We start from the raw sequence: 24,356 nt of genomic DNA, 5'->3' as shown, positions 1-24,356 counted from the left end.
CGTCCGCTGACCACCGCCAGCCGACCGTCCAGCCGCTCCAGCAGACGGCCGAGCACGCGGCTGCGGCGGTCATCCGGCCCGACGTCGCCGGGCGTGTCGGTGATCGGCGCCAGCACTCCGTCCATGTCCAGAAACAGGGCCGGCCGCTGCGGCAAGGCAGGCGGGGGCGACAAGGGCGTCACGGCAAGGGCGGCGTCTGTCGGCATGATCCTCATGAACTGTCTGGCTTGTCCCCGCATCCTAACGCGTGACCGGCCTCGAAGTTGACCCCTGGCGGGGGATTTTTCTTCGCACCTGCGAAATCAACCGTGGCCGCCGCCCCGTTAAGGATTGTGTGGGGAGGCGTCGGTCTAGACTGCGTCAGGCGATTCGCGGTCCGGGGCGTAATTCACATGGTCGATCCCATCGCTTCCCTGAAGGGCAAGCGGGTGCTGGTCACCGGCGGCGGCGGCTTCATCGGCAGCCGCGTGTGCGAGCGGCTGGTCGAAGCCGGGGCGGAAACGCGCGCCCTTGTGCTCTACACCTCCTCGGGCACGGCCGAATGGCTGGACACGTCCCCCGTGCGCGGCGAGGTCGACATCCGGCGCGGCGATCTGGCGGACAGGGACTCGGTCATGGACGCGGTCCGGGACTGCGAGATCGTGCTGCACCTGGGCGCCCTGATCGCCATTCCCTATTCCTACGCCGCGCCCGAGAGCTATGTGCGGGTCAACACCCTGGGCACGCTGAACGTGCTGCAGGCGGTGCGCGACTGCGGCGTGGCCCGCATGGTCCATACATCCACCAGCGAGGTCTATGGCACCGCCCGCTTCGCCCCCATGACCGAGGCGCATCCGCTTCAGGCCCAGTCCCCCTATGCGGCCTCCAAGATCGCGGCCGACAAGCTGGTGGAGTCCTTCCACCTGTCGTTCGGCGTCCCGGCCGTGACCCTGCGCCCCTTCAACACCTTTGGCCCTCGCCAGAGCGCCCGCGCCGTGATCCCGGCGGTGGCGGTGCAGGCCCTCAACGGGAACACCGTCAATCTGGGCGCCACGCGACCGACCCGCGACTTCGTCTTCGTGGACGACACCGCCGACGCCTTCCTGCGCGCCGCCGCCACGCCCGGGATCGAGGGCCGGACCTTGCACTTCGGCGGGGGGCGCGAGGTCTCCATCGGCGACCTGGCCCTGATGATCGGCCGCGCGGCGGGCCGTGACATCGAGGTCGTCACCGACCCGCAGCGCCTGCGCCCCGAGGGCAGCGAGGTGGACCGCCTGATCGCCGACGCCTCAAAAGCCCGCGAAGCCCTGGGCTGGGCGCCGCAGGTGTCGCTGGAGGACGGGCTGGTGCGCACCGTCGCCTTCATCCGCGACAACCTGCATCTGTACCGTCCGCAGGACTACGCCACATGAGCGCCGCCCCTGGAAAAGCCCCCGGAAACGCTCCATGGGACGACCGTGTCTTCATCATCGCCGAGGCCGGGGTGAACCACGACGGCCACATGGACAAGGCCTTCGCCCTGATCGAGGCCGCCGCCGCCGCGGGGGCCGACGCGGTCAAGTTCCAGACCTGGCTCCCCGGCGAGATCGTCGGCCGGTTCAGCCACAAGGTGGACTATCTGGAGCGCACCACCGGGGTTCAGGAGAGCTTCTACGACCTGCTCGAGCGGCTGCGCATCGGACTGGAGGACACCGCCCGGCTCAAGGCCGCCTGCGAAGCGGCGGGCGTGATGTTCATGTCCACGCCCGAGGGTTTCGACACCCTGGCCCACCTGACCGGCGATCTGGACATGGCCGTGGTCAAGATCGGCTCCAGCGAGGTCAACCATTCCGCCTTCCTGACCGCCGCCGGCAGGACAGGCCGCCCCGTCATCCTGTCCACCGGCGCCAGCACCCTGGACGAAGCCCGCCATGCCCTGGCCGCCGTGCGCGCCGAGGCCGATCCGCCGGTCTGCGTGCTGCATTGCGTCTCCGAGTATCCGGCCCCGGACGCGGAGATGAACCTGCGGGCCCTGACCACCCTGTCGGGCGAGCTGGGCGTCGTGGTCGGGCTGTCGGACCATTCCCTCGGCGCCGAGGCCGCCGTCGCCGCCACGGCCCTGGGCGCGCGGGTGATCGAGAAGCACCTGACGCTGGATACGGCGGCCCCCGGTCCCGACCACGCGGCCTCCATGGCGCCGGACGACTTCGCGGCCCTGGTCCGCGCCGTGCGCCGGACCGAGGCCATGCTGGGCGACGGAATCAAGCGCCCCCGGCCGTCGGAGGCCGCAAACATTTCAGGCATCCGACGCAGCGTGGTGGCGCTGGACGCCCTGCCCGCCGGAACGGTGCTGACCGCCGCGCATCTGGGCTGCAAGCGCCCCGGCACGGGGGCCCCGCCCGACGACCTGCCGCGCCTGATCGGCCGCCGCCTGACCCGCGCGCTGCAACCGGACGAACCGGTGGCGTGGGCGGATGTGGAGCCCGCCGGGACATGACGCGAACGGTCTGCGTGGTCTCCGTCTCCCGCGCCGACCGCGCCATGGCGGCGGTCGTGGGCCGCGCGCTGGACGAGGTCGGGGTTTCCGCACTGGCCATCGTGGTGGACGATCCGCTCGGCCCCGACAGCCTGATCGAGGACCACAGCGTGCGCACCTGCCGCATCCCCGCCCACCTGGACGGCGGCGGCCGCGCGGACCTGGGCCGTCGCATGGGCGCCCTGACCGCCGCCTTCGCCGGGGTGCTGGCCGACGAGCGGCCCGACATGGTCGTCCTGATCGGCGACCGCTACGAGACCCTGGCGGCGGCGGGGGCGGCCTCGCTGGCGGGCGCGGTCATCGCCCACCTGCACGGCGGCGAACTGACCCTCGGCGCCATGGACGACGCCTTTCGCCACGCCATCACCAAACTGTCCCACCTGCACTTTCCGGCCACAGACGCCGCCGCCGCGCGCCTGATCCGCATGGGCGAGGAAGACTGGCGCATCACCACCGCCGGGGCGCCGGGACTGGACCTGCTGATGCAGGCGCCGCCCCTGCCGCGCGGCGACTTCTTCCGCACCCTGAACATGGCCGATCCGGGCGCGTTCGTTCTCGTCACCTGGCACCCGGAGACCCTGACCTCCGACGGCGGCGCGGCCGGACTTGAGGCGCTGCTGACGGCCCTGTCGGAAAGAGGCAATCCGGTCCTGTTCACCGGCGTCAACGCCGACCCCGGCGGGGCGGGCCAGGCGGCGCGCATCCGCAACTGGGCCGAGGGACGTGCAAACATCAGCCTGATCCCCAGCCTCGGCCCCCTCTACGCCCCGGCTCTGGCCCACGCGGCGGTCATGGCGGGAAACTCGTCCAGCGGGATCATCGAGGCGGCGGCCTTCGCCCTGCCCGTGGTCAATGTGGGCGACCGCCAGAAAGGCCGCGACCGGGGCGCCAACGTCCTCGACGCGGGCCCGGATCCCGCCGCCGTGCGACAGGCCCTGAGCCGCGCGCTGGACCCGGCGTTCCGCTCCAGCCTGACCGGCATGGCCAATCCCTACGGCGACGGCCGCGCAGGTTCGCGCATCGCCCCCCGGCTGGCCGCCGAGCCCATCGACGACCGCCTCAGACAGAAATCCTTTCCCGGCGAGGAGCGCCCATCATGACCCGTCGTGAACTGGCCCCCTGGCTGCTGTCCGATCAGGCCACCCTGCGTGAGGCCATCGAGCGGCTGGACGCCGTGCGCGGCCAGCTGGTGGTGGTCATCGACGAGAACGGCCGCCTGCGCGGCTCCCTCACCGACGGCGACGTGCGCCGGGCCCTGCTGCGCATGACCCCCATGGAAGCCGGCGTCGAGACGGCCATGAACGCCGAACCCGTCGCCGTGCGCCGGGGCCAGAACCCCGCCGAAATCCAGGCCGAGCTGGAGGTGCGCGGCGCGACCCAGGCGCCTGTCATCGACAAGGCGGGCCGGGTGGTGGGCCTTTACCCGGAGCACTACGGCGAGGCGGGCCGGCGCGACAATCTGGTGGTCATCATGGCCGGCGGACGCGGCGCGCGTCTGGCCCCCCTGACCCGCCACACGCCCAAGCCCATGCTGACCATCTCGGGCCGCCCGCTGCTGGAGACCATCATCGAGCGTCTGCGGGATCAGGGGTTCGGCCGCTTCCGCCTGGCGGTGAACTATCTGGCCGAGGTGATCGAGGGCCATTTCGGCGACGGCTCCGCCCTTGATGTTGAAATCTCCTATCTGCGCGAGACCGAGCCGCGCGGCACCGCCGGAGCTCTGGCCCTGCTCGACGAGCCCATGGAGGAGCCCTTCCTCGTCATGAACGGCGACGTCCTGACCCGGCTGGATTTCGGCCAGCTTCTGGATTTCCACGGCGATCACGAAGCCGCCGCCACCGTCTGCGTGCGGGAGCATCGGTTCGAGGCCCCCTTCGGCGTGGTGGAGACCGAAGGGCACCGGCTGGTCTCCATCCGCGAGAAGCCCACCTTCCGCTGGTTCGCCAACGCCGGGATCTATGTGCTGGGACCCGACGCCCTCAAGCAGGTCCCGGACAGCGGTCACTACGACATGCCAACCCTTCTGGCCGCCCTGTCGGACCGGGGGGACACCGTCGGCGCCTTCCCCATCCACGAGTACTGGATCGACATCGGACGCCCCCCGGACTTCGAACTGGCCCGCAGCGACTATGAGGCGGTCTTCGCCGCCGCGGCCCCATGAGCCGAAGCCGCGTCCTCGGCCTGATCCCCGCGCGCGGCGGCTCCAGACGCCTGCCCGGCAAGAACCTGGCGGATCTGCACGGCCGCAGCCTGCTTCAGCGCGCCATCGACGCGGGACTTGAAGCGCATGGTATCGACCGTCTGATCGTCTCCACCGACGACCCCGCCATCGCCGAGGCCGCCCGCGCGGGCGGCGCCGAGGTCCCTTTTCTGCGCCCCGCCGAACTGGCCACGGACGAGGCGTCCTCGCTGGACGTGGTGCGCCACGCCATGGACTGGGCGGATGAGGACGAGCCCGACGCCTTCTCCCACCTGGTCCTGCTCCAGCCCACCTCGCCCCTTCGCAGCGCCGTGGACATCGATCAGACCCTGGCCCTGTGCCGCGATCAGGATCGTTCGACGGCGGTCAGTGTGACGCCCGCACCGAAACCCGGTGTGCTCATGATCGGCCATGACGGCGTGCTGGGCCCGGCGTCTGGATACGGACAGCCCCTCATCCTCAATGGTGCGGTCTATGTCCTGAAACGGGATCACCTGAATATCGGCGGCGGCTTCATCGCTCCGGACACCGCCTATCACGTCATGGATCAGCATCGATCAGTGGACGTTGACACGTCGGACGACCTCGATCGGGCTGCGGAAATTCTGAAATCCTGATTTCAAATTCGCCTGTCTGACGAAGACTTGCTGTGGCGCGATAAATGCTTGCGCATCCTTACCAGATCACTAAGAGTCCGGCCCCGTCGGATCCGGAGTCAAAGGAAGGGGAAGCCGTGACGATGGAAACCATCCAGAATCTCAAGGGACCTGGCGCCACCCAGCGGTTCAGGGAAAAGCGTTCGGGGGATCGCTTTTACGGTGAGCGTGGGCGGGGAGCCGGTCTTTACGCCGAAGTGCGTCCGCTTGGGGAGCCTCAGCCGCTCATCCTCGAAGCCGCGGATGAGACCCGGTAAATTTGGCTCGTCGCCTCAGGAACCTTTTCAGACATCCTGTTCCTGAACGGTTTTGCCCGCCAATGGCGTGGCGCAGGTGGCACAGCCCGGCAGGCAATGCGGGGCCGGGACCGCCTGTCGGTGGTCAATCACGCTTTCGTGTGACACAACCGATACGTTAAGAACTTTCCTGCGAGGCGCGGCTTGCCCGACAGCATCCACCGTTCTGCGGCCTTCGCGACAGATCGGCTCCGTAAATCGGTGTCAGGCGCTGCCGCAGGTCCGTCCATCGACGTTTCAAGCGAACAGATGATGAAACTGGCGGCCGAGGCCGCTCAGCTTCGCCTGAAGGTCATGACCCTGTCCGCCGAGAACGAGCGTTTGAAGGACACCATCTCGTTCCAGCTGGGCAACCTGCTGATCCGGGCCAGGACGTGGCGGGGGCTGGTCGATCTGCCGGCCGGACTGCTGCGTCTCCGCCGCCAGTCGCTGGAACGGCGCGGCCGGTCATCCGTCCGCGATCCGAGTCTTGACCCCGCAACGGCGGCGCGCCTCCAGCAGCTGAGCCTGCGTGTGTTCGACATGAGCGCGGACGAGATCATCGAGGCCGCCCTGACGGAGTGCCGCGATCCCAAGGTTGCCATGCGCCTGGTCGCGGACCTGTCCATGTCGCTGCAGCTGGTCGATTTCGACAAGAGCCTCGCCCTGGCGCGCAGCACAGTGGAGCACGATCCCAGCACGCACCGGATTCTGTGGCTGGCCGGGGTCCTCTACAATGCGGGCATGATCGAGGAGCCGCTGGCGCTGTACCGCCGGCTTGACGAGGCCCACGTCACCATGCCCGCCAACGCCAGGCTTCGTCGCGATCTGATCGAAGGTCTGGCCCGCATCCAGCGGTCCGGTCTGGCGGTCCCGGCGCGGCGCGCGATCAAGCCGGTCAAGGACCGCTCCCTGCTCTATGTGGCGGCCAGCTCCTTTCCCCATCACGTCACCGGCTACGCCGCGCGGACCCATTCCCTCATCAAGGCGGTCAGCCGCCAAGGCTGGCGCGTGGAGGCCGTGACCCGGCCCGGCTATCCCGCCGATCGCAACGACGCCCAGCATGTGACCGGGCGGCTGGGCGCGCAGGAAGTCGATGGAGTCGTCTATTCCCGTCTCCCCGGGCCGCCCTCCAACGCCACGCCGTTCGACCGCTATTGCGACGAAGCCGGCCACGCCCTGCTGGAGCACATCCACAAGGTCCGGCCATCCGTGGTCCAGGCCGCTTCCAACCACGTCAACGCCGCCCCCGCCCTGATGGCCGCCCGCAAGGCCGGCCTTCCCTTCGTCTATGAGGTTCGCGGACTCTGGGAGCTGACCAGCGCGGCGCGCACGCCGCACTGGGAGGGCTCGGAGCGCTTCGAGTTCCAGCGCCGTCAGGAGACCCGGGTGGCCCAGGAGGCCGACGCGGTCGTTGCGATCTCCAACGGCCTCAAGAACGAGCTGATCTCCCGCGGGGTCGATGGGCGCAAGATCACCGTCGTGCCCAACAGTGTCGACCCGCAGGTGTTCAGCCCCCGCCCGCGCGATCAGGCCCTGGCCAGCGAGATCGGCCTGGACGACCGGCGCGTGCTGGGCTTCCTGGGGTCCATGACCGGCTATGAAGGCCTGGTCGATCTGATCACGGCGCTGTCCCACCTGCGCCACGACGGCCTGGACGTCTGCGCCCTGCTGGTCGGCGACGGGCCGGCCTTCCGCGAGGTGCGCGAGGCCGCGCGCGTGATGGGGGTGTCCGATCACCTGATCATGCCCGGCCGCGTGCCCCACACCGAGGCGCCGCGCTGGTATTCGTTGATGAACGTGGCGGTCTATCCCCGGCGTCCGGCGCAGGTCACCGAGCTGGTGCCGCCCCTCAAGCCGCTGGAAGCCATGGCCATGGAGCTGCCGGTGGTGGCCTCCAATGTCTCGGCCATCTCGGAAACCCTCATCCACCGCGAGAACGGCTTCCTTTTCAACAAGGGCGACGTGGGCGAGCTGACCGACCTGCTGGGCGAGGTGATGGGGACGCCCGACCGGTCCATGGCCGTCGCCCGCAACGCCCGCCGCGACGTCGAGCGGCGTTTCACCTGGTCGCGGGCCGCGGCCGGTCTGGACGATCTCTATGCCCAATGGGCGCTGAAGGCGGCCTGACGCCGGATCGACCCGATTGACCCCGGCCCCGGGCGTCGATATCCGCATTGGGCGCAGCCATGCCGAGCGCTGAACATGCTCAGCGTCAGCCAGCCCAGGAGCCGGCCGCTTGAAGACCATCCGTCGACGCGCCGCCAGTCCCGTCCTTCGCTGGGAGTCCGCCGGGCCCAACCAGCAGTACCGCGTCATCGTCCGCAATCAGGACACCGGCGAGCGGCGGCCGGTCTATGACGGTTTTCGCACCGAATGCCGCCTCCCGCCCGACTTTCGGCTGACTCCGGACCAGTTGGCCTTTCGCGTGATGATCCGCCCCGCCGATGACCCTGGGGCGCGCTTCACGCGGCTGCATGAGTATGCGCCGATCCTGCGGCTGGGAGATGATTTCGACACGCCCGCCGAGGACCTGCTGATCGGCGAGGTGGCTCCAGGCGCCGATCAGTATCGGCTCCTCGTCCGGCGGCCGGGCGTCGACCGCCCGCTGGTGGACATGGCCCGGGCCGAGCCCCGTTTCCTGCTTCCTCCGGGCCAGCTCAGGGACGGCCAGTTCGAATACGACATTCTGCCCAGGGTTCGCGGCCGATGGCGTAATCGCAAGGGCCTGGCGATCAAGGCCGCCATGATCGCGGCGGCGGACGAGCGCGCCCAGCGCCTCGTTCCCCTGCCGGTCGACGAAACGAAGACGATCCAGGGAGCCCCCGCGCGTCACGCGCCCGGACGCCCGGACCGGCTGGCGCCCCGGGCGGAGCCGACGGGGCCCGCCCTTCTGGTCGCCGTGGACGTCACCGCCCGACCCGACCTGGCGCCCCTGGCCGATCCCCGCGACGTCGCGGCGCGCCAATGGTGGGCAGGCGACGGAACCGCAGCTGTGGAAAGCATCGTTCTCGCCCTGGAGGCCAACGGCTTCAAGGGACTGTTCTTCATCGACGTCCTGGCCGGAGAGGCGCTGGGCGACGATCTGGTCCGGCGCCTCGCGGACACCCTGAACACGCGGGGTCATGGCCTGGGGGTGATGATCAATCCCGAACCGTGGCGGGGTCTGTCGGGCGATCTGGCGGAGATGGACGACGTCGCCGCCACCTCTGTCGCCTGCGCCCGTTATGAATCGATCGTCGGGGAGGCGCCCGGGGCCGTCAGCTTCGGTCCCGGGCTGCTGGATGCGGACACCCTGGCCGAAGTCCGGCGTCTGGGCGTCAAGCTGGTGCTGGCGGACCGAACGGAGCAGCTTGGCCTCCCCGCCTGGATGCGCTGGAGAACGGCCTCCTTCGCGGCCTGTGACGACCTGCTGGTCATCCCCGCGACCATGGCGCTTTCAACCCCTGCCCATCAGCGGGACCGGGTGGTGCGCCACGCCCTGCACGCCACCGACGCCATGGCGGCGGATTCGGCCTCGGACCTGCTCGCAGCCGCGGCCCTGGCCCACCCGGAAGGCCTGATCACGGCCCGCATCGAACCCATGGAGCTGTTGCGCAGGTCCATGGTCCGCTCCGCGGCCCAGGCTGAAGCCTGGAACCAGGCCATGACCGACCGCTTGCCGGCCTGGGCCGAAGCCGGCTGGGAGCGCAGCCCCCAAGGGTTCCCGGTTCTGGCCGATCGGGACGAGATCAAGGTCGAGATGATGACCGCCCTCATCGCCGGGCTGGGCCGCGCGGGCGTGGCCGCGATCAATCCGCGCTCGGCCTTCACGCCCGGTCATCTGCGATCCTGGGCCGAGACGCGGGATGCGTTTGAGCCGCTGGTCGAGCAGCGGCGCGGCCCGCGGCGGTTCCGCCCCTCGGCCGTCAGACGCTATGACGCCGCCTTCCTGCAGGCCTTGAAGGCGGCGCCCGCATGAGCCCCGCCCTGTCACCCGTCAAGGGTCTGGTGAAGACCTGGAAAGCGCTGGGCGCGCCCTCGGGCGCCGGGACGGTTCTGGCGTCCGGCCCGCAGGGACCGGACCTGGCCCGCGCGGTGCAGGAGGCCCTGGCCCCCGGGTCCCTTACCCTGCTGCACCCTGATCGTCCGCCGCCTCGCGCGCGCTTCGACACCATCCCGGACTCCCTGACGGATCTCGCGACCACCCGCCCCGGCGGCTTCGACCTGATCCTTGCGGGCGGCGGCCTGGAGACCGGAGACCTGTCTCACGTCCGGGACCGTCTTGTGGCCCTGGCCGATCTTCTGGCCCCCGCAGGCGTTCTGGCGCTCGCCATCGACACGCTCGCCGCCCCGGTGGGGGCCGATTTCGACGCGCTACTGTTCCCCCATCTGGCCCGGGCCGGAGAACTGGGCGAGGATCTGCCGATCCGCGCGCCGCTGCCCGCCGCCGGCTGGATGCTGCTGATCCGCGCCACCGGGCTGGAACTGGAGGCCGCCGATGGTCTGGGCGGCCAGACCCTGCCCCGGGACTACGCCGATCTGCATGGCGCCCGCCTGGCCGCCTACGATCCGGTTGAACTGACCACCGGAACCCTGCGGCTGATCCTGCGGAAACCCGGAGACGCAGCATGAGTCTGCTGGAACAGGCGAAGAAAGTCCTGCACACCGGCCGTCAGGTCGTCCTGCCCCGCCCCCGGGACAGGGACCCGGCTGACCAGGCGGCATGGGAAGACGCGGTGGCCCTCTGGAACGCCCTCTTCGCGCCGTTCTCCCCTCTGATCGAGGACGCGGACGTGGTCGAGGCGGGGTGCGGGGATGGTCGGCTGCTGGGCGCTCTGGCGGCGACCGGGCGGGCGCGCTCCGCCCTCGGAATCGACCGGCACGCTTACTGGAGCGGCGAAGGCGACGGGACGCCCTGGCGGCCGCGCGACATCCCGAATCTGGACCTGGAGACGGGCCTCGATCATCTGGACGCCCTTGACGAAGGCTCCGCCGATCTGATCCTGGCGCGGGAACTGGACGGCCTTGTTCCGCTTGAGGGGCTGGAGGATCGCCTGGCGCAGCTTTACGGCCTGCTGCGGCCCGGGGGCGAGATGCTGGTGCGTCTGCGCTGCGGGGACGGAAGCGCCGGACCCGACGCCCCCGGCTATGGATTCCTGACCCCTACGGCGTGGACGGCCCTGATGCTGGGCGCCGGCTTCGAGATCGCGGACCGGCGGCGGCTATGGCGCGCGCCGGCCGAGCAGGGCCTGGCCGCCGAACATCTGGCCGGGGCGTCCGACGACGAACGGCTGACCGCCGAGCTGCGCCTGCGACTGGTCCGGCCCTGGGAGTCCTGGGAGCTGGACGCCCTGCGCGTGTTCGGCGACCAGCGCCGCGCACGCAACAAGAAGCCGGGGTGAAACGGCGGGGCGCTCGTCCCGGCCGTTTCTGTCTAGTCGCTGAACCGGTCAACCGCCACCAGCACGCCGGCCATCTGGAAGATGGTCTGGGTCAGGTCGCGCAGGAACGGCAACAGGGTGGAATCCGGCTTCGACATGACCAGGATGCGGTCGCCGGGCATGGCCCGACCGCCCTCGCGCAGCTGGCCGTCCTGACGGAACACCAGCACGTTGCGGCGGTCGGCGCGCGAAGTGTAGCCGCCTGCGGCGCGCACATAGCCGGACACCGGCTGGCCGGACTGGGCCAGGATCGACTGGGGCGCGTTCACCTCGCCGGCGATGGTCACCACCTGCGAGCGGCGCGGGATGACGATCACATCGCCGGTCTCCACCCGCACCTGATTCAGGTCCTGTCCGGACAGGGCCAGGATGCCCAGCGGCTCCACCTGACGGGCACGCTGGATGTATTCGGTCACAAAGGCCAGCGAGGTGGCACGGGACTGGGCCTCGGCCGGTGACCGCGCGGGCGACAGCAGCACCGTGCGCTCCAGACGCTCCAGCCCTTCGTTCAGGGTCTGGCGCTGGGCCTCGCGCACGCTCTGTCGGCGCAGGTGGATGGACTCCATGTCCGCGTCCGCGTCGATGGCCACCTGGGACAGGATCTGGGCCACCGTCGTTCCCCGCACCTCGGTGAAGACCGAGGGGCCGCCATGGGCGCCCTCGACCCGCACCAGCACATTGGCGGGCCTGGAGTCGGATTCGAATTGAACCCTGTCGCCGTCCATCAGGGTGAAGGCCGAAAACTGGTTCAGGGGGATGTAGGCGCTGATGGGCTGGCCGTCACGCACGCCGAACACGGCCGCATGGGTCGCGCCGGGCTGGGGACGGGCGAACTGCATCAGTTCCCCGCCCTGGCCGGTCTGGCCCGCCAGTTCGAAGGTGAAGGGCGCGCGCACGTCGCCGCTGACCGAGACGATGGAGCCTTGCTCCTCCACCACGATGGCGTCGCCGGTGCGGAAGCTGATGCGCGGCAACACGCCCTCACGCAGGAAATCATAAAGATCGGCGCGAGCGATCACCTCGCCTCCGCGCAGCACCCGGATGCGTCGATAGCTGCCGCGGGTGGGATCGATGCCCCCTGCGCGTTGCAGGTAGACGATGAGGGCGTCGTCCGAGGCTCCGGGGAAGGCGCCGGGCTGCTCGACGGGACCGGTGACCAGAACCCGGGTCGATGCCGTCGTTATGGGCGTGGCGTAGACCTGGACGCCTTCGTTGTAGATGCGGCGGCTGGCGCGTTCGACCACGGCGGGGGCCTGGGACGCCGTCACGCCTGCCAGCCGGATCGGGCCGACGCCCGGCACCACCACATTGCCCTGGGCGTCGATGGTCAGCTCGTGGCTCCCCTCCACCATGCCCCACAGGGTGACCTGGACCGTGTCCCCCGACTGCAGGATGTAATCGGGATCCACCACCGCAGAGGAGGCCTGGGGCGCCTCGCCCCCGAACATGTCGGCCCCCAGCGGCGGCGGGCGCACGCCCCGCCGTTCCTGGATGACCAGGGCCTCGGGCCCCTGCGGTGCGGCCTGCTCCGGCGCCGTGCGCGTGGGCGCCGCCGCGCCGGTCTGGGCCTGGGCCAGGCCGGCCGGCGCCACGAGGGCGGCGACGAGGGCCGCGATCTTCAGCAAGCGAGAACCGGTCATTCCATGTGATCCCGAATGATCGAATAGATGAGGGCGCCGACGCCCCAGAGCAGGGCCGAACCGATCAGCACGGCGAAGACGTTGCCCAGACGCCGCCACCAGTTGGACTGCTCCGGTTCGCGGGGCGGCACATAGGCGACCACGTATTTGCGGTCGTTGATGGATTGGCGACGAACGCTTTCCGCAGCCTGAAGAGCCGTCGTATAGCCCTGCTGGGCGAACTCATAGTCCATCAGCACCGCCTGGGCCTCGATCTGGCGACCCGAGGCCTGTTCGCCCGGCGTGGACATGGCGCGCTGCACCGCGCGGGCGCGCTCCGCCTCCAGGGCGGCGATCTCGCGGCGCAGGCCGGTCAGCTGCGGCGCGTCGGGCTGGTAGGTCTGGCTCATGGTGGCCAGTTCGGTGCGCTTCTGGGCCAGCTGGCTGTCCAGACTGCCCACCAGGGCCATGGCCTGCTGGGCCGGAGTGGCGACATCCACGCCCGAGAAACGCTGGCCCTGGTATTCCGCAAGGCGGTCCCGGGCGGCCTCATACGCTTCCCGCTTGCGCTCGATCTCGCGCTCGGCGGCCTCGATCAGATCGGTCATGGCCCGGTCCGACATGCGGTTGACCAGCTCCTCGCTGAGGGTCAGCACGCCCTGGCTGAGCCGCAGGGAGTCTTCCGGCGTATAGGCGCTGACCTCCACATGGGCGGACTGGGACGCCGGGTCGTGGCGCACCCGCACCTTGTCGCGCCAGAAGCGGGTGGCGCGCTCGCGGTTCGCGCCCGGCGGCAGGATCGACAGGGGATCCAGGCTGAAGCGGGCGTAAGCGTCGTCGAACGCGTACCGCTCGCGCAGGCCCTCCACCATGGCGTGAGACCGGATGTACTCCTCCACGATTCGCGCATCCAGGGTGTTGGACGTGGGGGCCGAGATGCCCAGCACGCCCAGGGCGTCCATGGGCGCCGCCTCTGCGCCGCGCACGGCGAAAGAGGTGGAGGTCTGATACTGGGCGGGCGCCAGCAGGATCAGATACAGGGCGTAAAGGATTGTCGGCCCCAGGATGAACAGGATCGCCGAGCGAGCCAGGATCGTCCGTCTGCGGCGGGTTTTGTCCAGACCCTGGTTGACCGGAACCTCGATGGTGGTCATGCGGCGCGCCCTCTGGCCACGATTTCCATGTAGTAATCCTCCGCCGCATCCAGGCTCTCGAACGGCACCGCCTCACCCCGGTCCATGACCACGGCGCGGCTGCAGAATTCGCGAATCGTCGACATGCTGTGAGACGTCATGATGATGTCGGACCGCGCCCGCCGCTCGGCGAACGCTTCCTGCGCCTTTCTGCGGAAGGCGGCGTCGCCCACGCTCAATCCTTCATCAATCACATACACCTGAAAGTCCACCGCCAGACTGAGTGCGAAGGACAGCCGCGATCTCATCCCCGAGGAATAGCTCTCGATCGGCTCATGGAAATAGGGGCCCAGTTCGGCGAACTCGCGCACGAATGCCGTGACCTCGTCCACGTCCTTGCGGTAAATCCGGCAGACGAACTTCAGGTTCTCCGCGCCGGTCATGGTGCGGTGGAACGCTCCCGTCAGCCCAAGCGGCGAGGACACGGTGACTGAACGCCGGATTTCGCCCCGATCAGGCCGCTCGACGCCCGAAATCAGGCGCAGCAGGGTGGACTTGCCGGCGCCGTTCAGGCCCAGCACCGCCGTGGACGATCCGCGATAGAACACCAGGTTGGTGGGCCGGATGACCGGGCGCCTGCCGAACCGGGTGCGATAGGACTTCTCGACGTCGATGAGTTCGATCATGGCGCGGGCTCAGGGCTGCAGGTCATAACCGCTGATGCGGTAGAGCCAGTCGATGAACAGGCCGGCGGCCAGGAAGAGTACCCCCATCGAGAGCGGATACCAGGGATTGTAGAGCTCGCTCTGGAAATCGCGGATGGAGGCGTCGCGGATCCACTCGACCACGTGCGCCAGCGGGTTGTACTGGACGATCGCCAGAAATTCCGGCGGCAGGCTGCCGAGGGTGAACCAAAGCCCCGAGGTGAGCAGCAGGATGCGCCCGATCGGGCCGGTCAGCTCGTTCCAGGGATCGAAGGCGCGCCCGATCTGCGAACTCAGGAAACACGCCCCGTAGCACAGCAGGAGCAGGGTTCCGCCCGCCTGCAGCATGGGCAGCGGCTGGTCGATCCAGGCGGTGAACGGCAGGCCGAAGAAGGCGAACATGATCAGGACGAACAACACCAGAACGATGAAGTAGGTCAGCGCCTCCAGCAGGGTGCGCGCGGTGATCACCTCGAAAGCATTCACCTGGGGATACTGCATCAGCACCCGGTTGGACCGGATGGCGTTCCCGCCCCGCGTGACGCCGTTGCGCACGAAGAAGATGGGCAGGATGGCGGTCAGAAAGAACACCACCAAGCTTTCGCCCGCTCCGGCCGGGCGCGCGATGGCGCTGAAGACGACCATCATGACCACCAGCAGGATCATGGGCGAAATCAACGCCCAGACATAACCGGCCGAGCGACGGCCGTAACGGGTGCGGGACTCGCGGAGGAGCAGGCCGTGAACAGTGCGCAGGCTGGACAGACCGGCGTCCTGAACCTGCCGCAAGTCATCCCTGAACCGATCCGTCAGCACCATTCAGAACCGCCTGTGGGTTTCGCTCAGGATGCACGGGGCGGACGTGCTTGCAACCACATCCTTGGCGCGGCAGCCATCCGTCAGGTTCAGCAGCTCTACGAGAATTTGGCGACCACCTCTTCGTACGGGTTCACGACCCGGACGTTGCGGGTCATGTTCTTCTCGCCGGCCCCGTAGCCGAAGCTGATCACCGTCCCGCGCAGGGTGTCGCCGCCCAGGGGGGCGAAGGAGACGATCAGATCCACATTCACGGACAGTTGGGTGCCGTTTTCGTGGGTAAGCTCGACAAAGCGCGCCATGATATCCCTCTGCTGGATTGCGAGACGAGGCGGAGATACAGGGTAAAGGGCGCTGATGCGAGGCGAATTTTCCGCCCGGCCCGGGACTTCTCCTGCCCGCCGTTCTTGACGCGCGAGGAAGCGCTAAACTACAGCTTCAACGGTTGAAGGGGTGCGGGAGGCCGCTTCCGTATGGAAAACGCGCACGCGCCATGACCACGCCGTACGGATACCCCCGTTTCTCGTCGGGCGCCGCCGCCGGGCGGGCTCACGACCTGACCGGCGCCGCCCCTGCAAGCCCTTCGCCCCATCCACATGCTGGAGACGTTCGTGACTGAGACCATCGACCCGACGCCCCAGGTCAGCCCGACGGCGACGCCCGCTCCGGCGCCCAAAGGCAGGACCAAGAAGAGTCAGGGCGTCGCCTGGCAGAAGATCTCGGACAAGATCGACGAGTTCATCACCCGGCGTCCCGACGACCAGTTGGCCACCTTCCTGGCCGACCTGCGCGAACTGGACATCGGCCGCAAGGATCCCAACCATTTCTATCGGACCCGCGAACTGGTGCAGCCGCTGGGCAAGGCCATCCTGGGGGCCATCGACCGCACCTACGACGACAATTTCCACTATCCGGACGTCATCGCCGGGCGCTACTCGACCTCCACCATCAGCCCGATCCGGTATCTGATGGGCTGCGTTCGGCCGGACACCACCGCCATCGTCGAGCTGGGCAGCGGCTGGTCGGTCAATCTGTTCCAGCTCTACGTGGGGCTGGGCAGGACGCGCTCCAGAACCATCGCCTACCATGGCGCCGAATACACCGATGAGGGGCAGGAGGCCGCCAAACGCCTGGCCGCCCATGACGGCGTCATCGACTATCACGCGCACAGCTTCGACTATCGCAAGCCGGACATCTCCTTCCTCAAGGAGGCCCAGGGCCATGTGCTGGTTTTCACCCGGCACTCCATCGAACAAGTCGATCTGATCGACCCGAAGCTCTATGACATGCTGCACAAGCTCGGCGCCAAGGTGACCCTGGTGCACATCGAACCGACCGGCTGGCAACGGGATCCCATTCTGATCACCCGACGCAAGCAGAAGGACGGCTCGTTCTTCGAGGACCTGGGCAAGCTGAACGCCCAGGACGTCTTCAGCGCCCGGCGCCAGCTGGAGAACGCGGCCTGGTGGTCCTGGCGGCTGGACTACAACATCAACCTGACCAGCATCATCAGCCAGGCCTACCGCAACAAGAAAATCCGCGTGGTGCGCCGGGAATACGACTTCGCCGCCATCGGCAACATCTTCAACCCGTCCTCCCTGTACCATCTCGAGTTCATCAAGCCCGCGGCCTGAGCCTTCTTCAGGCGCGGAGGCGCCAGACCGAAAACGGCCCGGTTGGATCCTGTCCAGCCGGGCCGGGATTTCGGCGGCTTGAGGCGTCAGGCCCGTCCGGGCTGGACCGAAGGCTCAGGCGCCCCGCGCAAGGGCGGCGCGGTTGAACTCGACGATCTGCTCCGGCGTCAGGAACACTTCATTCGAGCCTGAATTGTACTCGAAGCCCTGCTCGACCGGCGTGCCCTTCTCGCCCAGACGGTTGACGGCATAGTCGATGTCGCCCCGGTGGAAACGGATGGTCGGCGACAGGACGTAGTGGTCATCAAACGCAAGGGTCAGGTTCATGAGCTATTGGGGGGATCATCCAGGGTTCACCTCATCGAACCGGTCGATTACGAGTCCTTCGTCTATCTGATGGACAGATGCCAGGTGATCCTGACGGATTCCGGCGGGGTACAGGAAGAGGCGCCCTCCCTGGGCAAGACTGTTCTGGTCATGCGCGACGTGACCGAACGGCCCGAGGCGGTCGAGGCGGGAGTGTCATATTTGGTCGGTACGAACCCGAACCGTATCGTGTCAGGGGTGTTAGACGCTCTGATCCGCCCTCCGCGCAGCGGAGCCGACAATCCATACGGCGACGGCCAGGCGAGCCGACGCATCGTACAGGGACTGCTTGATGCCGCTGACCATCTACGCTGACTTCCAGCCCGAAACCCAGGAACGCATGACCGTGGCGGTCGTCGGCCTGGGCTACATCGGCCTGCCGACCGCCGCCGTCCTGGCGCGCGCCGGGCACCAGGTCATCGGCTATGACATCAAGCCCGAGGTGGTGGCGTCCGTTAACGCGGGCTGCAGCCACCTGGTCGAGCCGGGCCTGGACCTGCTTCTGGCCGCGGTGACGGCCAGCAAGTCCCTGAGCGCTGTCAATGAGGCGCCCGAGGCCGACGCCTATCTGATCACCGTCCCCACCCCCACCAAGACCGGCGACTTCAATCATCCCGACCTGAGCTCGGTGTTCAGCGCCGTGGACGCCATCGCGCCCCGGCTGGTGAAGGGCTCCCTGGTGGTGCTGGAGTCCACCTCGCCGGTGGGCGCCACCAGCCAGGTCGCCCAACGCATCGCGGAGCTTCGCCCGGACCTGAAGGTGGCGGTCGGGCCCTCGGAGCGGAACGAGGGCGACATCGACGTGGCCTATTCCCCCGAACGGGTCATTCCCGGCCGCACCCTGCGCGAGCTTGAAAGCAACGCCCGGGTGGTCGGCGGCGTCACAGCCCGCGCCGCCCGCCGGGCCGCCGCCCTGTACCGCACCATGACCTCGGGCGACATTCTGCTCACGGATGACCGCTCGGCCGAGTTCGTCAAGCTGGCCGAGAACGCGTTCCGGGACGTGAACATCGCCTACGCCAACGAGCTGTCGCTGGTCTGCGACGAGCTGGGCCTGAACGTCTGGGAGATCATCAAGCTGGCCAACAATCACCCCCGGGTGAACATCCTGACGCCGGGTCCCGGCGTGGGCGGCCACTGCATCGCCGTGGATCCCTGGTTCATCGTGGCCCAGGCGCCCGAGACCGCGCGTCTGATCCGCACAGCCCGTCTGGTCAACGACGGCAAGCCCCGCTTCGTCATCGAGAAGGTTTGCGAAATCATGGACCTGGACCCGAGCCTGCGGCTGGGCTGTCTGGGCATGACCTTCAAGGCGGACGTGGACGACTTCCGCGAAAGCCCCTCCCTGAACATCGCCAAGGCCCTGTCAGCGCTCTATCCCGGCCGGGTCGTCTGCACCGATCCCTACGCCGACATGATTCCGCCCGAGCACGGTCTGGAGACGGTCGGTCAGGATGAGGCCCTGGCCCAGCCGGTGGTCCTGGCCCTCGTCCCCCACGCCGACTTCCGCAAGGTCACGCGCCCGGACGCCCACGTCATCGACGCCTGCGGCCTGTGGGCCTGATCACACCTTTTCGCTGATCCGGATAGCGGCGCGGCAGCCCGCCTTGATGACCGCGCTCAGCACCGGATAGGCGGGCGCCTCGTGCGCCCCTTCGGCGATGGCGTGGTCGTGGTGGGCCAGCTCCTCGTCGCGGAACTGGCGGAACTGGGCCGCCATCTCCGGATCGCGGTCCGTTATCTCCTCGGCCTGGTCTCCATAATGCTCGCCGATCACGCTCTCCACCGCCTCGGTGCAGGCATGGGCGGCCTTCTCCCCCATCAGGGCCGTGCCGACGCCCAGACCATAGGCCGCAAGCCGCCAGACCGGCGTCATCAGGGTCGGCCGCACCTGTTTCTCGGTCAGCAGCGCCTCGAAGCGCTTGAGGTGCACGTCCTCCTCGCCCTCCATGCGCGCCATGTCGGCGGCGATGCCCGAGCGGCCCGCCGCCTCGAACACCCGCTTCTGGCCGCGATAGATCTGCACCGCGGCCATTTCGCCGGCGTGGTCCACCCGCAGCATCTCGGCCAGACGGGCGGCGGGAGCCCCGCGACCGGGGCGCGGCAGGGGAATGCGTCGGGTCATCAGCGTTTCTCCGGGGTGATCTTCGGCGCCCGGGCGTCCTTGGGCCGCTTGGCCGCCACCAGGCTGAACCCGGCCAGTCCGGCCGAGAGCAGGGTGTTCCACCCCGCCATGGACAGGCCCAGGAAACTCCACACCACCGCGTCGCACATGACCGGCCGGGTCTCGGGCGCCGTGCCCATGGCCAGGGCGGTCAGCGCCTCCAGGCCCACCGCGCCGCCGCCCATGCACATGGCCGGGAGCGACCACCAGCCCAACTCCCCGCCTGCGTGGAAACCGGCCGTGACGGCGCTCGTGGCGAAAACGGCGGCCAGCAGGAAGGCGGCGATGCGCGGCGTGCCCCGGCTGGCCCGGCTGAACACGGCCCACAGGGTGGCCGGCAAGGCGATGGCCACGGCGGCCCAGAACACCTCGCGCTGCTTGAGGCAGAGGTTGCAGGGCGCCAGGCCCGCATAGCGTTCAAAGGCGTGCGCCGCGCCCAGCATGCCCAGGGACGCCGCAAGGGCGAAGGCGGTCCACCAGCGGGTGATCAGGCGATAGGCGCTCAGCATGGCGTTGTTCTAGAGCCAGATGGGTTGAAGGGGAATCGCTTTCGCGATTCCGCTGCCTGTCGGGAATCGGGCGCCGGTCAAAGCCGACCCGGATGCGCGGATCAGAGCAGGGCCGCCGCTGCGAAGCCCGCCGCCATGAGGGCCGCCCCAATGACGGTGAAGGTCAGGAGGCGCCGCTCCACCACCGCCAGCATGGCCGGGCCGAACGTCCTGACCACGAAGGCCACCATGAAGAAGCGCGCGCCCCGCGTCAGCACGGACAGCAGGATGAACAGGGGGAAGCTGAACCCGAAGATGCCCGAGGCGATGGTCACCACCTTGTAGGGCAGCGGCGTGAATCCCCCGATGGCCACGGCCCAGACTCCGTGTTCGTTGAAGGTCGCCTGGCTGGCCGCGAAGACATCGGCCTTGCCCATTGCGCCCAGCAGCCACAGGCCCACGGGTTCGAGAAAATAGCCGATCAGGTAGCCGGCGATCCCGCCCAGCACCGAGCCGAGGGTGCAGATCGCCGCATAGACATAGGCCCGGTCGGGGCGGGCCAGCACCATGGGGGCCAGCATCACGTCGGGCGGCACGGGAAAGAAGGCGCCCTCCGCGAAGGACACGGCGGCCAACGCCGGAACCGCCCGCCGATGGGCGGCCAGGCGCAGGGTCCAGTGATACAGTTTGCGCAGCATCGACTGGCCCTATCACGGCTTGATTGAGGGCGTCTTACCCTGATCCGGACCCTGATCGGGGCCGCAGCGCTTGGCGACCGGGGCGCGGATGATTAGGTTCCGGGCCAAATCCCTGCGGCGCGCATGCCGACAGGATATCCGGATCTCAGGGAGAAGACCCATGCACGACGCCCCTCAAACCGATGCAGCCAAGGCTCTGGACGCCGAGAACCCGCTGGGCGTGGACGGTTTCGAATTCGTCGAGTTCACCGGCCCCGATCCGGCGGCCATGAAGGCTCGCCTGGAGCTGATGGGCTTCACCCCGACCCACGTGAACCCCGCTAATGACGTTGTCCGGCTGAAGCAGGGCGACATCACCATGCTTGTCCACCGCAGCCCGAAGGGCCAGGCCGGCGACTTCGCGGCCGAACACGGCCCCTCGGCCAACGGCATGGCCTTCCGCGTCCGCGATGCGAAAGCGGCCTTCGAGGGGGCGGTGTCGCGCGGCGCCAAACCGGCCGAGGGCCACGACGGCGGCGCCTTGGGCGGCGGCTATCCCTATGTGCTCCAGGGCATCGGCGGCTCGTTGCTCTACATCGTCGACAAATACGGCGAGGCCGGCTCGCTCTACGACGGTTGGGACGAGATCGAGGGCTGGCGGGAGGCCGAGGCCAGGAACTCGGTCGGCCTGTTCTGCCTTGACCACCTGACCCACAATGTGCGCCGCGGCCAGATGCGCACCTGGTCGGGCTTCTACGGCGACGTCTTCGCCTTCGAGGAGCAGAAATATTTCAACATCAAGGGCAAGGCGACCGGCCTGCTGTCCCAGGCCATGATCGCGCCCGACCGCGCCATCCGCATCCCCCTGAACGAGAGCCAGGACGACAACTCCCAGATCGAGGAGTTCCTGCGCCGCTACAACGGCGAGGGCATCCAGCACATCGCCCTGGCCACCGACAACATCTTCGAGACCGTCGAGGAGATGAAGCGTCGCGGCATCCCCTTCCAGGATACGATCGAGACCTATTTCGACCTGATCGACAAACGCCTGCCCGGTCACGGCGAGGACGTGGAGCGCATGCGCAAGAACCGCATCCTGATCGACGGGTCGGACGAGGACGGCCTGCTGCTGCAGATCTTCACCCAGGACACCTTCGGCCCGATCTTCTTCGAGATCATCCAGCGCAAGGGCAACCAGGCCTTCGGCGAGGGCAATTTCCAGGCCCTGTTCGACTCCATCGAACTGGACCAGATCCGGCGCGGCGTCATCAAGGTGGACGCCTGATCGAGGCCCGGCGGTGAGGACGCCGCCCCGATGGCTGCCTTGGCTGGGCCCGCCGCTGGCGGGCCTGGCCGTTCTGGCCGCCTACGCCCTGCTGCCCCGCGCCGGCTACTGGGAGCTGGTGCTGATCGGGCTCGTCGTGGGCTTCCTGCCCTGGCTCATCGGCCGCGTCTGGCGCTGGCGCGCGGGCCGGGGCTGACCCCGCGATCGTCATGGCCGGGCTTGTCCCGGCCATCCATATGCGCGCTTTGACAAGCAGAAGGTGGGATGTTCAGGTCGCCCCCTGCTCGCCTTGCAGGCTCGGAGCGTATGGATCACCGGGACAAGCCCGGTGATGACGGCGGGGAAGCAATGAGGGACCTCTTCACATGAAAACCATCACCTCTGTCGCCACAGCAGCGATCATCAGCCTCGCCCTGCTCGCCGGTACGGCCGAGGCCCAGGAGCGTGCCGAATGGTCCCTGGCCATCCACGGCGGCGCGGGCGTGATCGAGCGGGCCGACCTCAGCCCTGAACAGGACGCGGCCTATCGCGCGGCCCTGTCCACGGCGCTGGAGGCGGGCGCGGCGGTGCTGCGCAGCGGCGGTTCGGCCCTGGACGCGGTCCAGGCGGCCATCCAGCTGATGGAGGATGATCCCCTGTTCAACGCCGGGCGCGGCGCGGTCTTCACCGCCGCCGGGGCCAATGAACTGGACGCGGCCGTCATGGACGGGACAGACCTCAATCTGGGCGCCGTGGCGGGCGTCACCCGCACCCGCCATCCCGTGGCCCTGGCCCGTGCGGTCATGGAGCAATCCCCCCACGTCATGCTGATCGGCCAGGGCGCCGACGCCTTCGCCGTCGAACAGAATCTGGAGCAGGTGGACCCGTCCTGGTTCTTCACCGAGCGCCGCTGGCGGGGTCTGGTCAGCGCGCTTGAGGCGCAGGGGCTGCCCGTTCCCGAACGCCCCGCAGGCGCGCCCTCCGCCGAGGCGCAGGCCAACCTGCCCGCCCCGCCCCTGAACGAGCGCAAATTCGGCACGGTCGGCGCCGTGGCCCTGGACTCCGAAGGACGGCTGGCGGCCGCCACCTCCACCGGCGGCATGACCGCCAAGCGCTGGGGCCGGGTCGGCGACGTGCCGGTGATCGGCGCCGGCACCTACGCCTCCAACATCGACGGCTGCGCGGTCTCCGCCACCGGTTCGGGCGAATATTTCATCCGCGCCACGGTCGCGCGGGACATCTGCGCGCGCACGGCGGGCGGCGCCGGCCTCCAGTCCGCTGCGGACGCGGAAATCGCACAGGTGGGTGAACTGGGCGGCGACGGCGGCGTCATCGCCCTGGATATCGAGGGGAACGCGGTCTTCAGCCTCAACACCTCGGGCATGTACCGGGGCGCCGTATCCTCGGCTGCCGAGGCCCGCGTGGCCATCTACGGCGACGAGGACTGAGCGCCGGATTTATTTGATCCCGCTCCTTCCCGGCGCCTTACAATGGCCGAGGCGCCTCAGGGACAAGACTGGCGATTTCGGACAATTCGTACAATTCGGACCCTGTTTTTTCGGCGCCGAATCCGAAATCAGGGTCTGATTTCAGCCAATTCGGACAATTCAGACCCTGTTTTTCGCGCCCCGAGTCTGAAACTTCCTCCAACGCGAGCCGAGCGATATCCTGACGCCATGACCTCCGAACCCCGCGACATCCCCGGCGTCATCGCCCCGCCCCCCATCATCTTCCTCGCCTTTCTGGCGGGGGGCTGGACCCTGGGCAATCTGATCGGCGAGCCCTCCATGGGCCTGCCGGACCTGTGGCGGCGCGGCGCCGCCCTTGTGCTGATCGTCACGGGCCTGGTCGTCGAGGGCTGGGCGGCGGGCCTGTTCCGGCGCGCGGGCACGGCGGTGGAGCCGTGGAAGCCCTCTACGGCGCTGGTCACGAACGGCATCTACGCCCTGAGCCGCAACCCGATCTATGTGGGCTTCACCATCATCTACGCCGGCCTGGCCATCGGCCTCGACAGCCCGCTGGCCGCGGCCATGATCCTGCCCTGCCTGATCGTCATCGACCGCTTCGTCATCGTCCGCGAGGAGGCCTATCTGCAGCGCAAGTTCGGCGTCCCCTACAGCGCCTACACGGACAAGGTGCGCCGATGGCTGTGAACGACGACGAGCTCTCGGCCATGGCCATCGAGGAGCTGGACGCCGCCTGCGGCCTGTCCTGGCCCGAGCTGACCCGCATCACCCCCTGGGGCGACAGCTTCACCGGCTTCGCCCCCTCGGGCCGCGAGGTGGAGATCGAGCGCCGCTACATCTGGGCCCACGACCCGCCCGGCGCCGTGCGCGTCGAGGTGGAGGTGCGCGATCCTCGCGCCGGCCTGGGCGCCGAGGCCGGCGCCACCCTGACCAGGGAGGCGTCAGAATCCTGAGACCCTCGTTCGCGGACCGGCGTT

The 24,356-nt window shown here is 68.8% G+C and carries 26 protein-coding genes and 1 pseudogene; 17 read left to right on the top strand and 10 right to left on the bottom strand.

The genetic code is table 11. The features are described 5' to 3' along the window. Positions 1 to 206, bottom strand: a pseudogene (locus tag C0461_RS03930) (trehalose-phosphatase); the annotation flags it as partial. A gap of 186 nt (positions 207 to 392) precedes the next feature. Here C0461_RS03930 and C0461_RS03925 point away from each other — a divergent pair. The 9 genes from C0461_RS03925 (at position 393) to C0461_RS03885 (ending at position 11,009) form a co-directional block, all read left to right on the top strand. Beyond that, on the top strand, positions 393 to 1,391 hold the full coding sequence (locus tag C0461_RS03925) for an SDR family NAD(P)-dependent oxidoreductase (RefSeq protein ID WP_292104142.1): 999 nt from the start codon (positions 393 to 395) through the stop codon (positions 1,389 to 1,391). Continuing rightward, entirely contained in the window at positions 1,388 to 2,455 is a 1,068-nt protein-coding gene (locus C0461_RS03920) for an N-acetylneuraminate synthase family protein (RefSeq protein WP_292104140.1), read from the top strand. The genes C0461_RS03925 and C0461_RS03920 overlap by 4 nt, the downstream gene beginning before the upstream one ends. Next, positions 2,452 to 3,594 carry a UDP-N-acetylglucosamine 2-epimerase gene (gene neuC / locus C0461_RS03915; protein WP_292104138.1) on the top strand — a complete coding sequence of 381 codons (1,143 nt, stop codon included), beginning with the start codon at positions 2,452 to 2,454 and terminating at the stop codon, positions 3,592 to 3,594. The genes C0461_RS03920 and neuC overlap by 4 nt, the downstream gene beginning before the upstream one ends. After that, complete coding sequence (locus C0461_RS03910; protein ID WP_292104135.1) at positions 3,591 to 4,655, top strand: nucleotidyltransferase family protein; 1,065 nt, start codon at positions 3,591 to 3,593, stop codon at positions 4,653 to 4,655. Before neuC ends, C0461_RS03910 begins: the two co-directional genes overlap by 4 nt. Next, a complete protein-coding gene (locus C0461_RS03905; RefSeq protein WP_292104133.1) occupies positions 4,652 to 5,311 on the top strand; it encodes an acylneuraminate cytidylyltransferase family protein in 660 nt (219 codons plus the stop codon). The genes C0461_RS03910 and C0461_RS03905 overlap by 4 nt, the downstream gene beginning before the upstream one ends. A gap of 584 nt (positions 5,312 to 5,895) precedes the next feature. Next, positions 5,896 to 7,755 carry a glycosyltransferase gene (locus C0461_RS03900; RefSeq protein WP_292104131.1) on the top strand — a complete coding sequence of 620 codons (1,860 nt, stop codon included), beginning with the start codon at positions 5,896 to 5,898 and terminating at the stop codon, positions 7,753 to 7,755. A gap of 109 nt (positions 7,756 to 7,864) precedes the next feature. Continuing rightward, positions 7,865 to 9,586 (top strand): hypothetical protein, encoded by a 1,722-nt coding sequence (locus tag C0461_RS03895; RefSeq protein ID WP_292104129.1) that lies wholly within the window; start codon positions 7,865 to 7,867, stop codon positions 9,584 to 9,586. Beyond that, positions 9,583 to 10,239: a hypothetical protein gene (locus C0461_RS03890; protein ID WP_292104127.1), complete on the top strand. Its 657-nt coding sequence runs from the start codon at positions 9,583 to 9,585 to the stop codon at positions 10,237 to 10,239. The genes C0461_RS03895 and C0461_RS03890 overlap by 4 nt, the downstream gene beginning before the upstream one ends. Beyond that, complete coding sequence (locus C0461_RS03885; RefSeq protein WP_292104125.1) at positions 10,236 to 11,009, top strand: class I SAM-dependent methyltransferase; 774 nt, start codon at positions 10,236 to 10,238, stop codon at positions 11,007 to 11,009. Before C0461_RS03890 ends, C0461_RS03885 begins: the two co-directional genes overlap by 4 nt. Positions 11,010 to 11,041: 32 nt before the next feature. On the opposite strand, the gene C0461_RS03880 is transcribed toward C0461_RS03885, so the two are convergent. The 5 genes from C0461_RS03880 to C0461_RS03860 all read right to left on the bottom strand — a co-directional run bounded on the left by C0461_RS03880 (position 11,042) and on the right by C0461_RS03860 (position 15,622). Next, the gene (locus C0461_RS03880) at positions 11,042 to 12,688 is read right to left on the bottom strand and encodes a polysaccharide biosynthesis/export family protein (protein ID WP_292104123.1); all 1,647 of its coding nucleotides are present in this window, start codon (positions 12,686 to 12,688) and stop codon (positions 11,042 to 11,044) included. Next, complete coding sequence (locus tag C0461_RS03875; protein ID WP_292104121.1) at positions 12,685 to 13,821, bottom strand: hypothetical protein; 1,137 nt, start codon at positions 13,819 to 13,821, stop codon at positions 12,685 to 12,687. Before C0461_RS03875 ends, C0461_RS03880 begins: the two co-directional genes overlap by 4 nt. After that, complete coding sequence (locus C0461_RS03870) at positions 13,818 to 14,486, bottom strand: ABC transporter ATP-binding protein (RefSeq protein WP_292104119.1); 669 nt, start codon at positions 14,484 to 14,486, stop codon at positions 13,818 to 13,820. Before C0461_RS03870 ends, C0461_RS03875 begins: the two co-directional genes overlap by 4 nt. A gap of 9 nt (positions 14,487 to 14,495) precedes the next feature. Continuing rightward, complete coding sequence (locus tag C0461_RS03865; protein WP_292104117.1) at positions 14,496 to 15,323, bottom strand: ABC transporter permease; 828 nt, start codon at positions 15,321 to 15,323, stop codon at positions 14,496 to 14,498. A 95-nt stretch (positions 15,324 to 15,418) separates the two neighbouring features. Then, a complete protein-coding gene (locus tag C0461_RS03860; protein ID WP_292104115.1) occupies positions 15,419 to 15,622 on the bottom strand; it encodes a hypothetical protein in 204 nt (67 codons plus the stop codon). 309 nt (positions 15,623 to 15,931) lie between these two features. On the opposite strand from C0461_RS03860, the gene C0461_RS03855 reads away from it, so the two are divergent. Next, positions 15,932 to 16,954, top strand: a complete 1,023-nt coding sequence (locus C0461_RS03855; protein ID WP_292104113.1) for a hypothetical protein — start codon at positions 15,932 to 15,934, stop codon at positions 16,952 to 16,954. A 114-nt stretch (positions 16,955 to 17,068) separates the two neighbouring features. Here C0461_RS03855 and C0461_RS03850 read toward each other — a convergent pair whose 3' ends face one another. After that, positions 17,069 to 17,281, bottom strand: a complete 213-nt coding sequence (locus tag C0461_RS03850; RefSeq protein ID WP_292104111.1) for a hypothetical protein — start codon at positions 17,279 to 17,281, stop codon at positions 17,069 to 17,071. Between C0461_RS03850 and C0461_RS03845 the strand changes: the two genes are divergently transcribed. Together C0461_RS03845 and wecC are read left to right on the top strand one after the other, a co-directional pair. Next, positions 17,252 to 17,635 (top strand): UDP-N-acetylglucosamine 2-epimerase, encoded by a 384-nt coding sequence (locus C0461_RS03845; RefSeq protein WP_363377500.1) that lies wholly within the window; start codon positions 17,252 to 17,254, stop codon positions 17,633 to 17,635. The two genes, C0461_RS03850 and C0461_RS03845, sit on opposite strands and share 30 nt — an antisense overlap. Next, complete coding sequence (gene wecC / locus C0461_RS03840; protein ID WP_292104109.1) at positions 17,613 to 18,884, top strand: UDP-N-acetyl-D-mannosamine dehydrogenase; 1,272 nt, start codon at positions 17,613 to 17,615, stop codon at positions 18,882 to 18,884. The genes C0461_RS03845 and wecC overlap by 23 nt, the downstream gene beginning before the upstream one ends. Here wecC and C0461_RS03835 read toward each other — a convergent pair whose 3' ends face one another. The 3 genes from C0461_RS03835 to C0461_RS03825 form a co-directional block, all read right to left on the bottom strand. Further along, positions 18,885 to 19,445, bottom strand: a complete 561-nt coding sequence (locus C0461_RS03835) for a demethoxyubiquinone hydroxylase family protein (protein ID WP_292104107.1) — start codon at positions 19,443 to 19,445, stop codon at positions 18,885 to 18,887. Beyond that, the gene (locus C0461_RS03830; protein ID WP_292104105.1) at positions 19,445 to 19,993 is read right to left on the bottom strand and encodes a disulfide bond formation protein B; all 549 of its coding nucleotides are present in this window, start codon (positions 19,991 to 19,993) and stop codon (positions 19,445 to 19,447) included. Before C0461_RS03830 ends, C0461_RS03835 begins: the two co-directional genes overlap by 1 nt. A 101-nt stretch (positions 19,994 to 20,094) precedes the next feature. Next, positions 20,095 to 20,670: a YqaA family protein gene (locus C0461_RS03825; protein WP_292104103.1), complete on the bottom strand. Its 576-nt coding sequence runs from the start codon at positions 20,668 to 20,670 to the stop codon at positions 20,095 to 20,097. A gap of 160 nt (positions 20,671 to 20,830) precedes the next feature. Here C0461_RS03825 and hppD point away from each other — a divergent pair, with 160 nt between their 5' ends. The 5 genes from hppD (at position 20,831) to C0461_RS03800 (ending at position 24,332) form a co-directional block, all read left to right on the top strand. Further along, entirely contained in the window at positions 20,831 to 21,934 is a 1,104-nt protein-coding gene (gene hppD / locus C0461_RS03820) for a 4-hydroxyphenylpyruvate dioxygenase (protein WP_292104101.1), read from the top strand. Between the two features lie 13 nt (positions 21,935 to 21,947). Beyond that, complete coding sequence (locus tag C0461_RS03815; protein ID WP_292104099.1) at positions 21,948 to 22,130, top strand: hypothetical protein; 183 nt, start codon at positions 21,948 to 21,950, stop codon at positions 22,128 to 22,130. 169 nt (positions 22,131 to 22,299) lie between these two features. Then, complete coding sequence (locus tag C0461_RS03810; protein WP_292104097.1) at positions 22,300 to 23,361, top strand: isoaspartyl peptidase/L-asparaginase; 1,062 nt, start codon at positions 22,300 to 22,302, stop codon at positions 23,359 to 23,361. 228 nt (positions 23,362 to 23,589) lie between these two features. Next, complete coding sequence (locus tag C0461_RS03805) at positions 23,590 to 24,066, top strand: isoprenylcysteine carboxylmethyltransferase family protein (protein ID WP_292104096.1); 477 nt, start codon at positions 23,590 to 23,592, stop codon at positions 24,064 to 24,066. After that, positions 24,057 to 24,332 (top strand): hypothetical protein, encoded by a 276-nt coding sequence (locus C0461_RS03800; protein ID WP_292104094.1) that lies wholly within the window; start codon positions 24,057 to 24,059, stop codon positions 24,330 to 24,332. Before C0461_RS03805 ends, C0461_RS03800 begins: the two co-directional genes overlap by 10 nt. The last annotated feature ends 24 nt before the right edge of the window (positions 24,333 to 24,356 follow it).

It is taken from the genome of Brevundimonas sp. (assembly GCF_013823285.1).
Lineage (GTDB): Bacteria > Pseudomonadota > Alphaproteobacteria > Caulobacterales > Caulobacteraceae > Brevundimonas.
The sequence above is the reverse complement of the archived record's forward strand: the minus strand, read 5'-3'. Positions and strand labels throughout refer to the sequence as shown.

Coding starts and splice junctions, on each gene's coding strand:
- C0461_RS03880 (WP_292104123.1), bottom strand. CDS start 12,688: ATGACCGGTTCTCGCTTGCTGAAGATCGCGGCCCTCGTCGCCGCCCTC.
- C0461_RS03900 (WP_292104131.1), top strand. CDS start 5,896: ATGATGAAACTGGCGGCCGAGGCCGCTCAGCTTCGCCTGAAGGTCATG.
- C0461_RS03860 (WP_292104115.1), bottom strand. CDS start 15,622: ATGGCGCGCTTTGTCGAGCTTACCCACGAAAACGGCACCCAACTGTCC.
- C0461_RS03865 (WP_292104117.1), bottom strand. CDS start 15,323: ATGGTGCTGACGGATCGGTTCAGGGATGACTTGCGGCAGGTTCAGGAC.
- C0461_RS03835 (WP_292104107.1), bottom strand. CDS start 19,445: ATGACCCGACGCATTCCCCTGCCGCGCCCCGGTCGCGGGGCTCCCGCC.
- C0461_RS03805 (WP_292104096.1), top strand. CDS start 23,590: ATGACCTCCGAACCCCGCGACATCCCCGGCGTCATCGCCCCGCCCCCC.
- C0461_RS03925 (WP_292104142.1), top strand. CDS start 393: ATGGTCGATCCCATCGCTTCCCTGAAGGGCAAGCGGGTGCTGGTCACC.
- hppD (WP_292104101.1), top strand. CDS start 20,831: ATGCACGACGCCCCTCAAACCGATGCAGCCAAGGCTCTGGACGCCGAG.
- C0461_RS03800 (WP_292104094.1), top strand. CDS start 24,057: ATGGCTGTGAACGACGACGAGCTCTCGGCCATGGCCATCGAGGAGCTG.
- C0461_RS03920 (WP_292104140.1), top strand. CDS start 1,388: ATGAGCGCCGCCCCTGGAAAAGCCCCCGGAAACGCTCCATGGGACGAC.
- C0461_RS03890 (WP_292104127.1), top strand. CDS start 9,583: ATGAGCCCCGCCCTGTCACCCGTCAAGGGTCTGGTGAAGACCTGGAAA.
- C0461_RS03810 (WP_292104097.1), top strand. CDS start 22,300: ATGAAAACCATCACCTCTGTCGCCACAGCAGCGATCATCAGCCTCGCC.
- C0461_RS03905 (WP_292104133.1), top strand. CDS start 4,652: ATGAGCCGAAGCCGCGTCCTCGGCCTGATCCCCGCGCGCGGCGGCTCC.
- neuC (WP_292104138.1), top strand. CDS start 2,452: ATGACGCGAACGGTCTGCGTGGTCTCCGTCTCCCGCGCCGACCGCGCC.
- wecC (WP_292104109.1), top strand. CDS start 17,613: ATGCCGCTGACCATCTACGCTGACTTCCAGCCCGAAACCCAGGAACGC.
- C0461_RS03870 (WP_292104119.1), bottom strand. CDS start 14,486: ATGATCGAACTCATCGACGTCGAGAAGTCCTATCGCACCCGGTTCGGC.
- C0461_RS03885 (WP_292104125.1), top strand. CDS start 10,236: ATGAGTCTGCTGGAACAGGCGAAGAAAGTCCTGCACACCGGCCGTCAG.
- C0461_RS03850 (WP_292104111.1), bottom strand. CDS start 17,281: ATGAACCTGACCCTTGCGTTTGATGACCACTACGTCCTGTCGCCGACC.
- C0461_RS03875 (WP_292104121.1), bottom strand. CDS start 13,821: ATGACCACCATCGAGGTTCCGGTCAACCAGGGTCTGGACAAAACCCGC.
- C0461_RS03825 (WP_292104103.1), bottom strand. CDS start 20,670: ATGCTGCGCAAACTGTATCACTGGACCCTGCGCCTGGCCGCCCATCGG.
- C0461_RS03830 (WP_292104105.1), bottom strand. CDS start 19,993: ATGCTGAGCGCCTATCGCCTGATCACCCGCTGGTGGACCGCCTTCGCC.
- C0461_RS03910 (WP_292104135.1), top strand. CDS start 3,591: ATGACCCGTCGTGAACTGGCCCCCTGGCTGCTGTCCGATCAGGCCACC.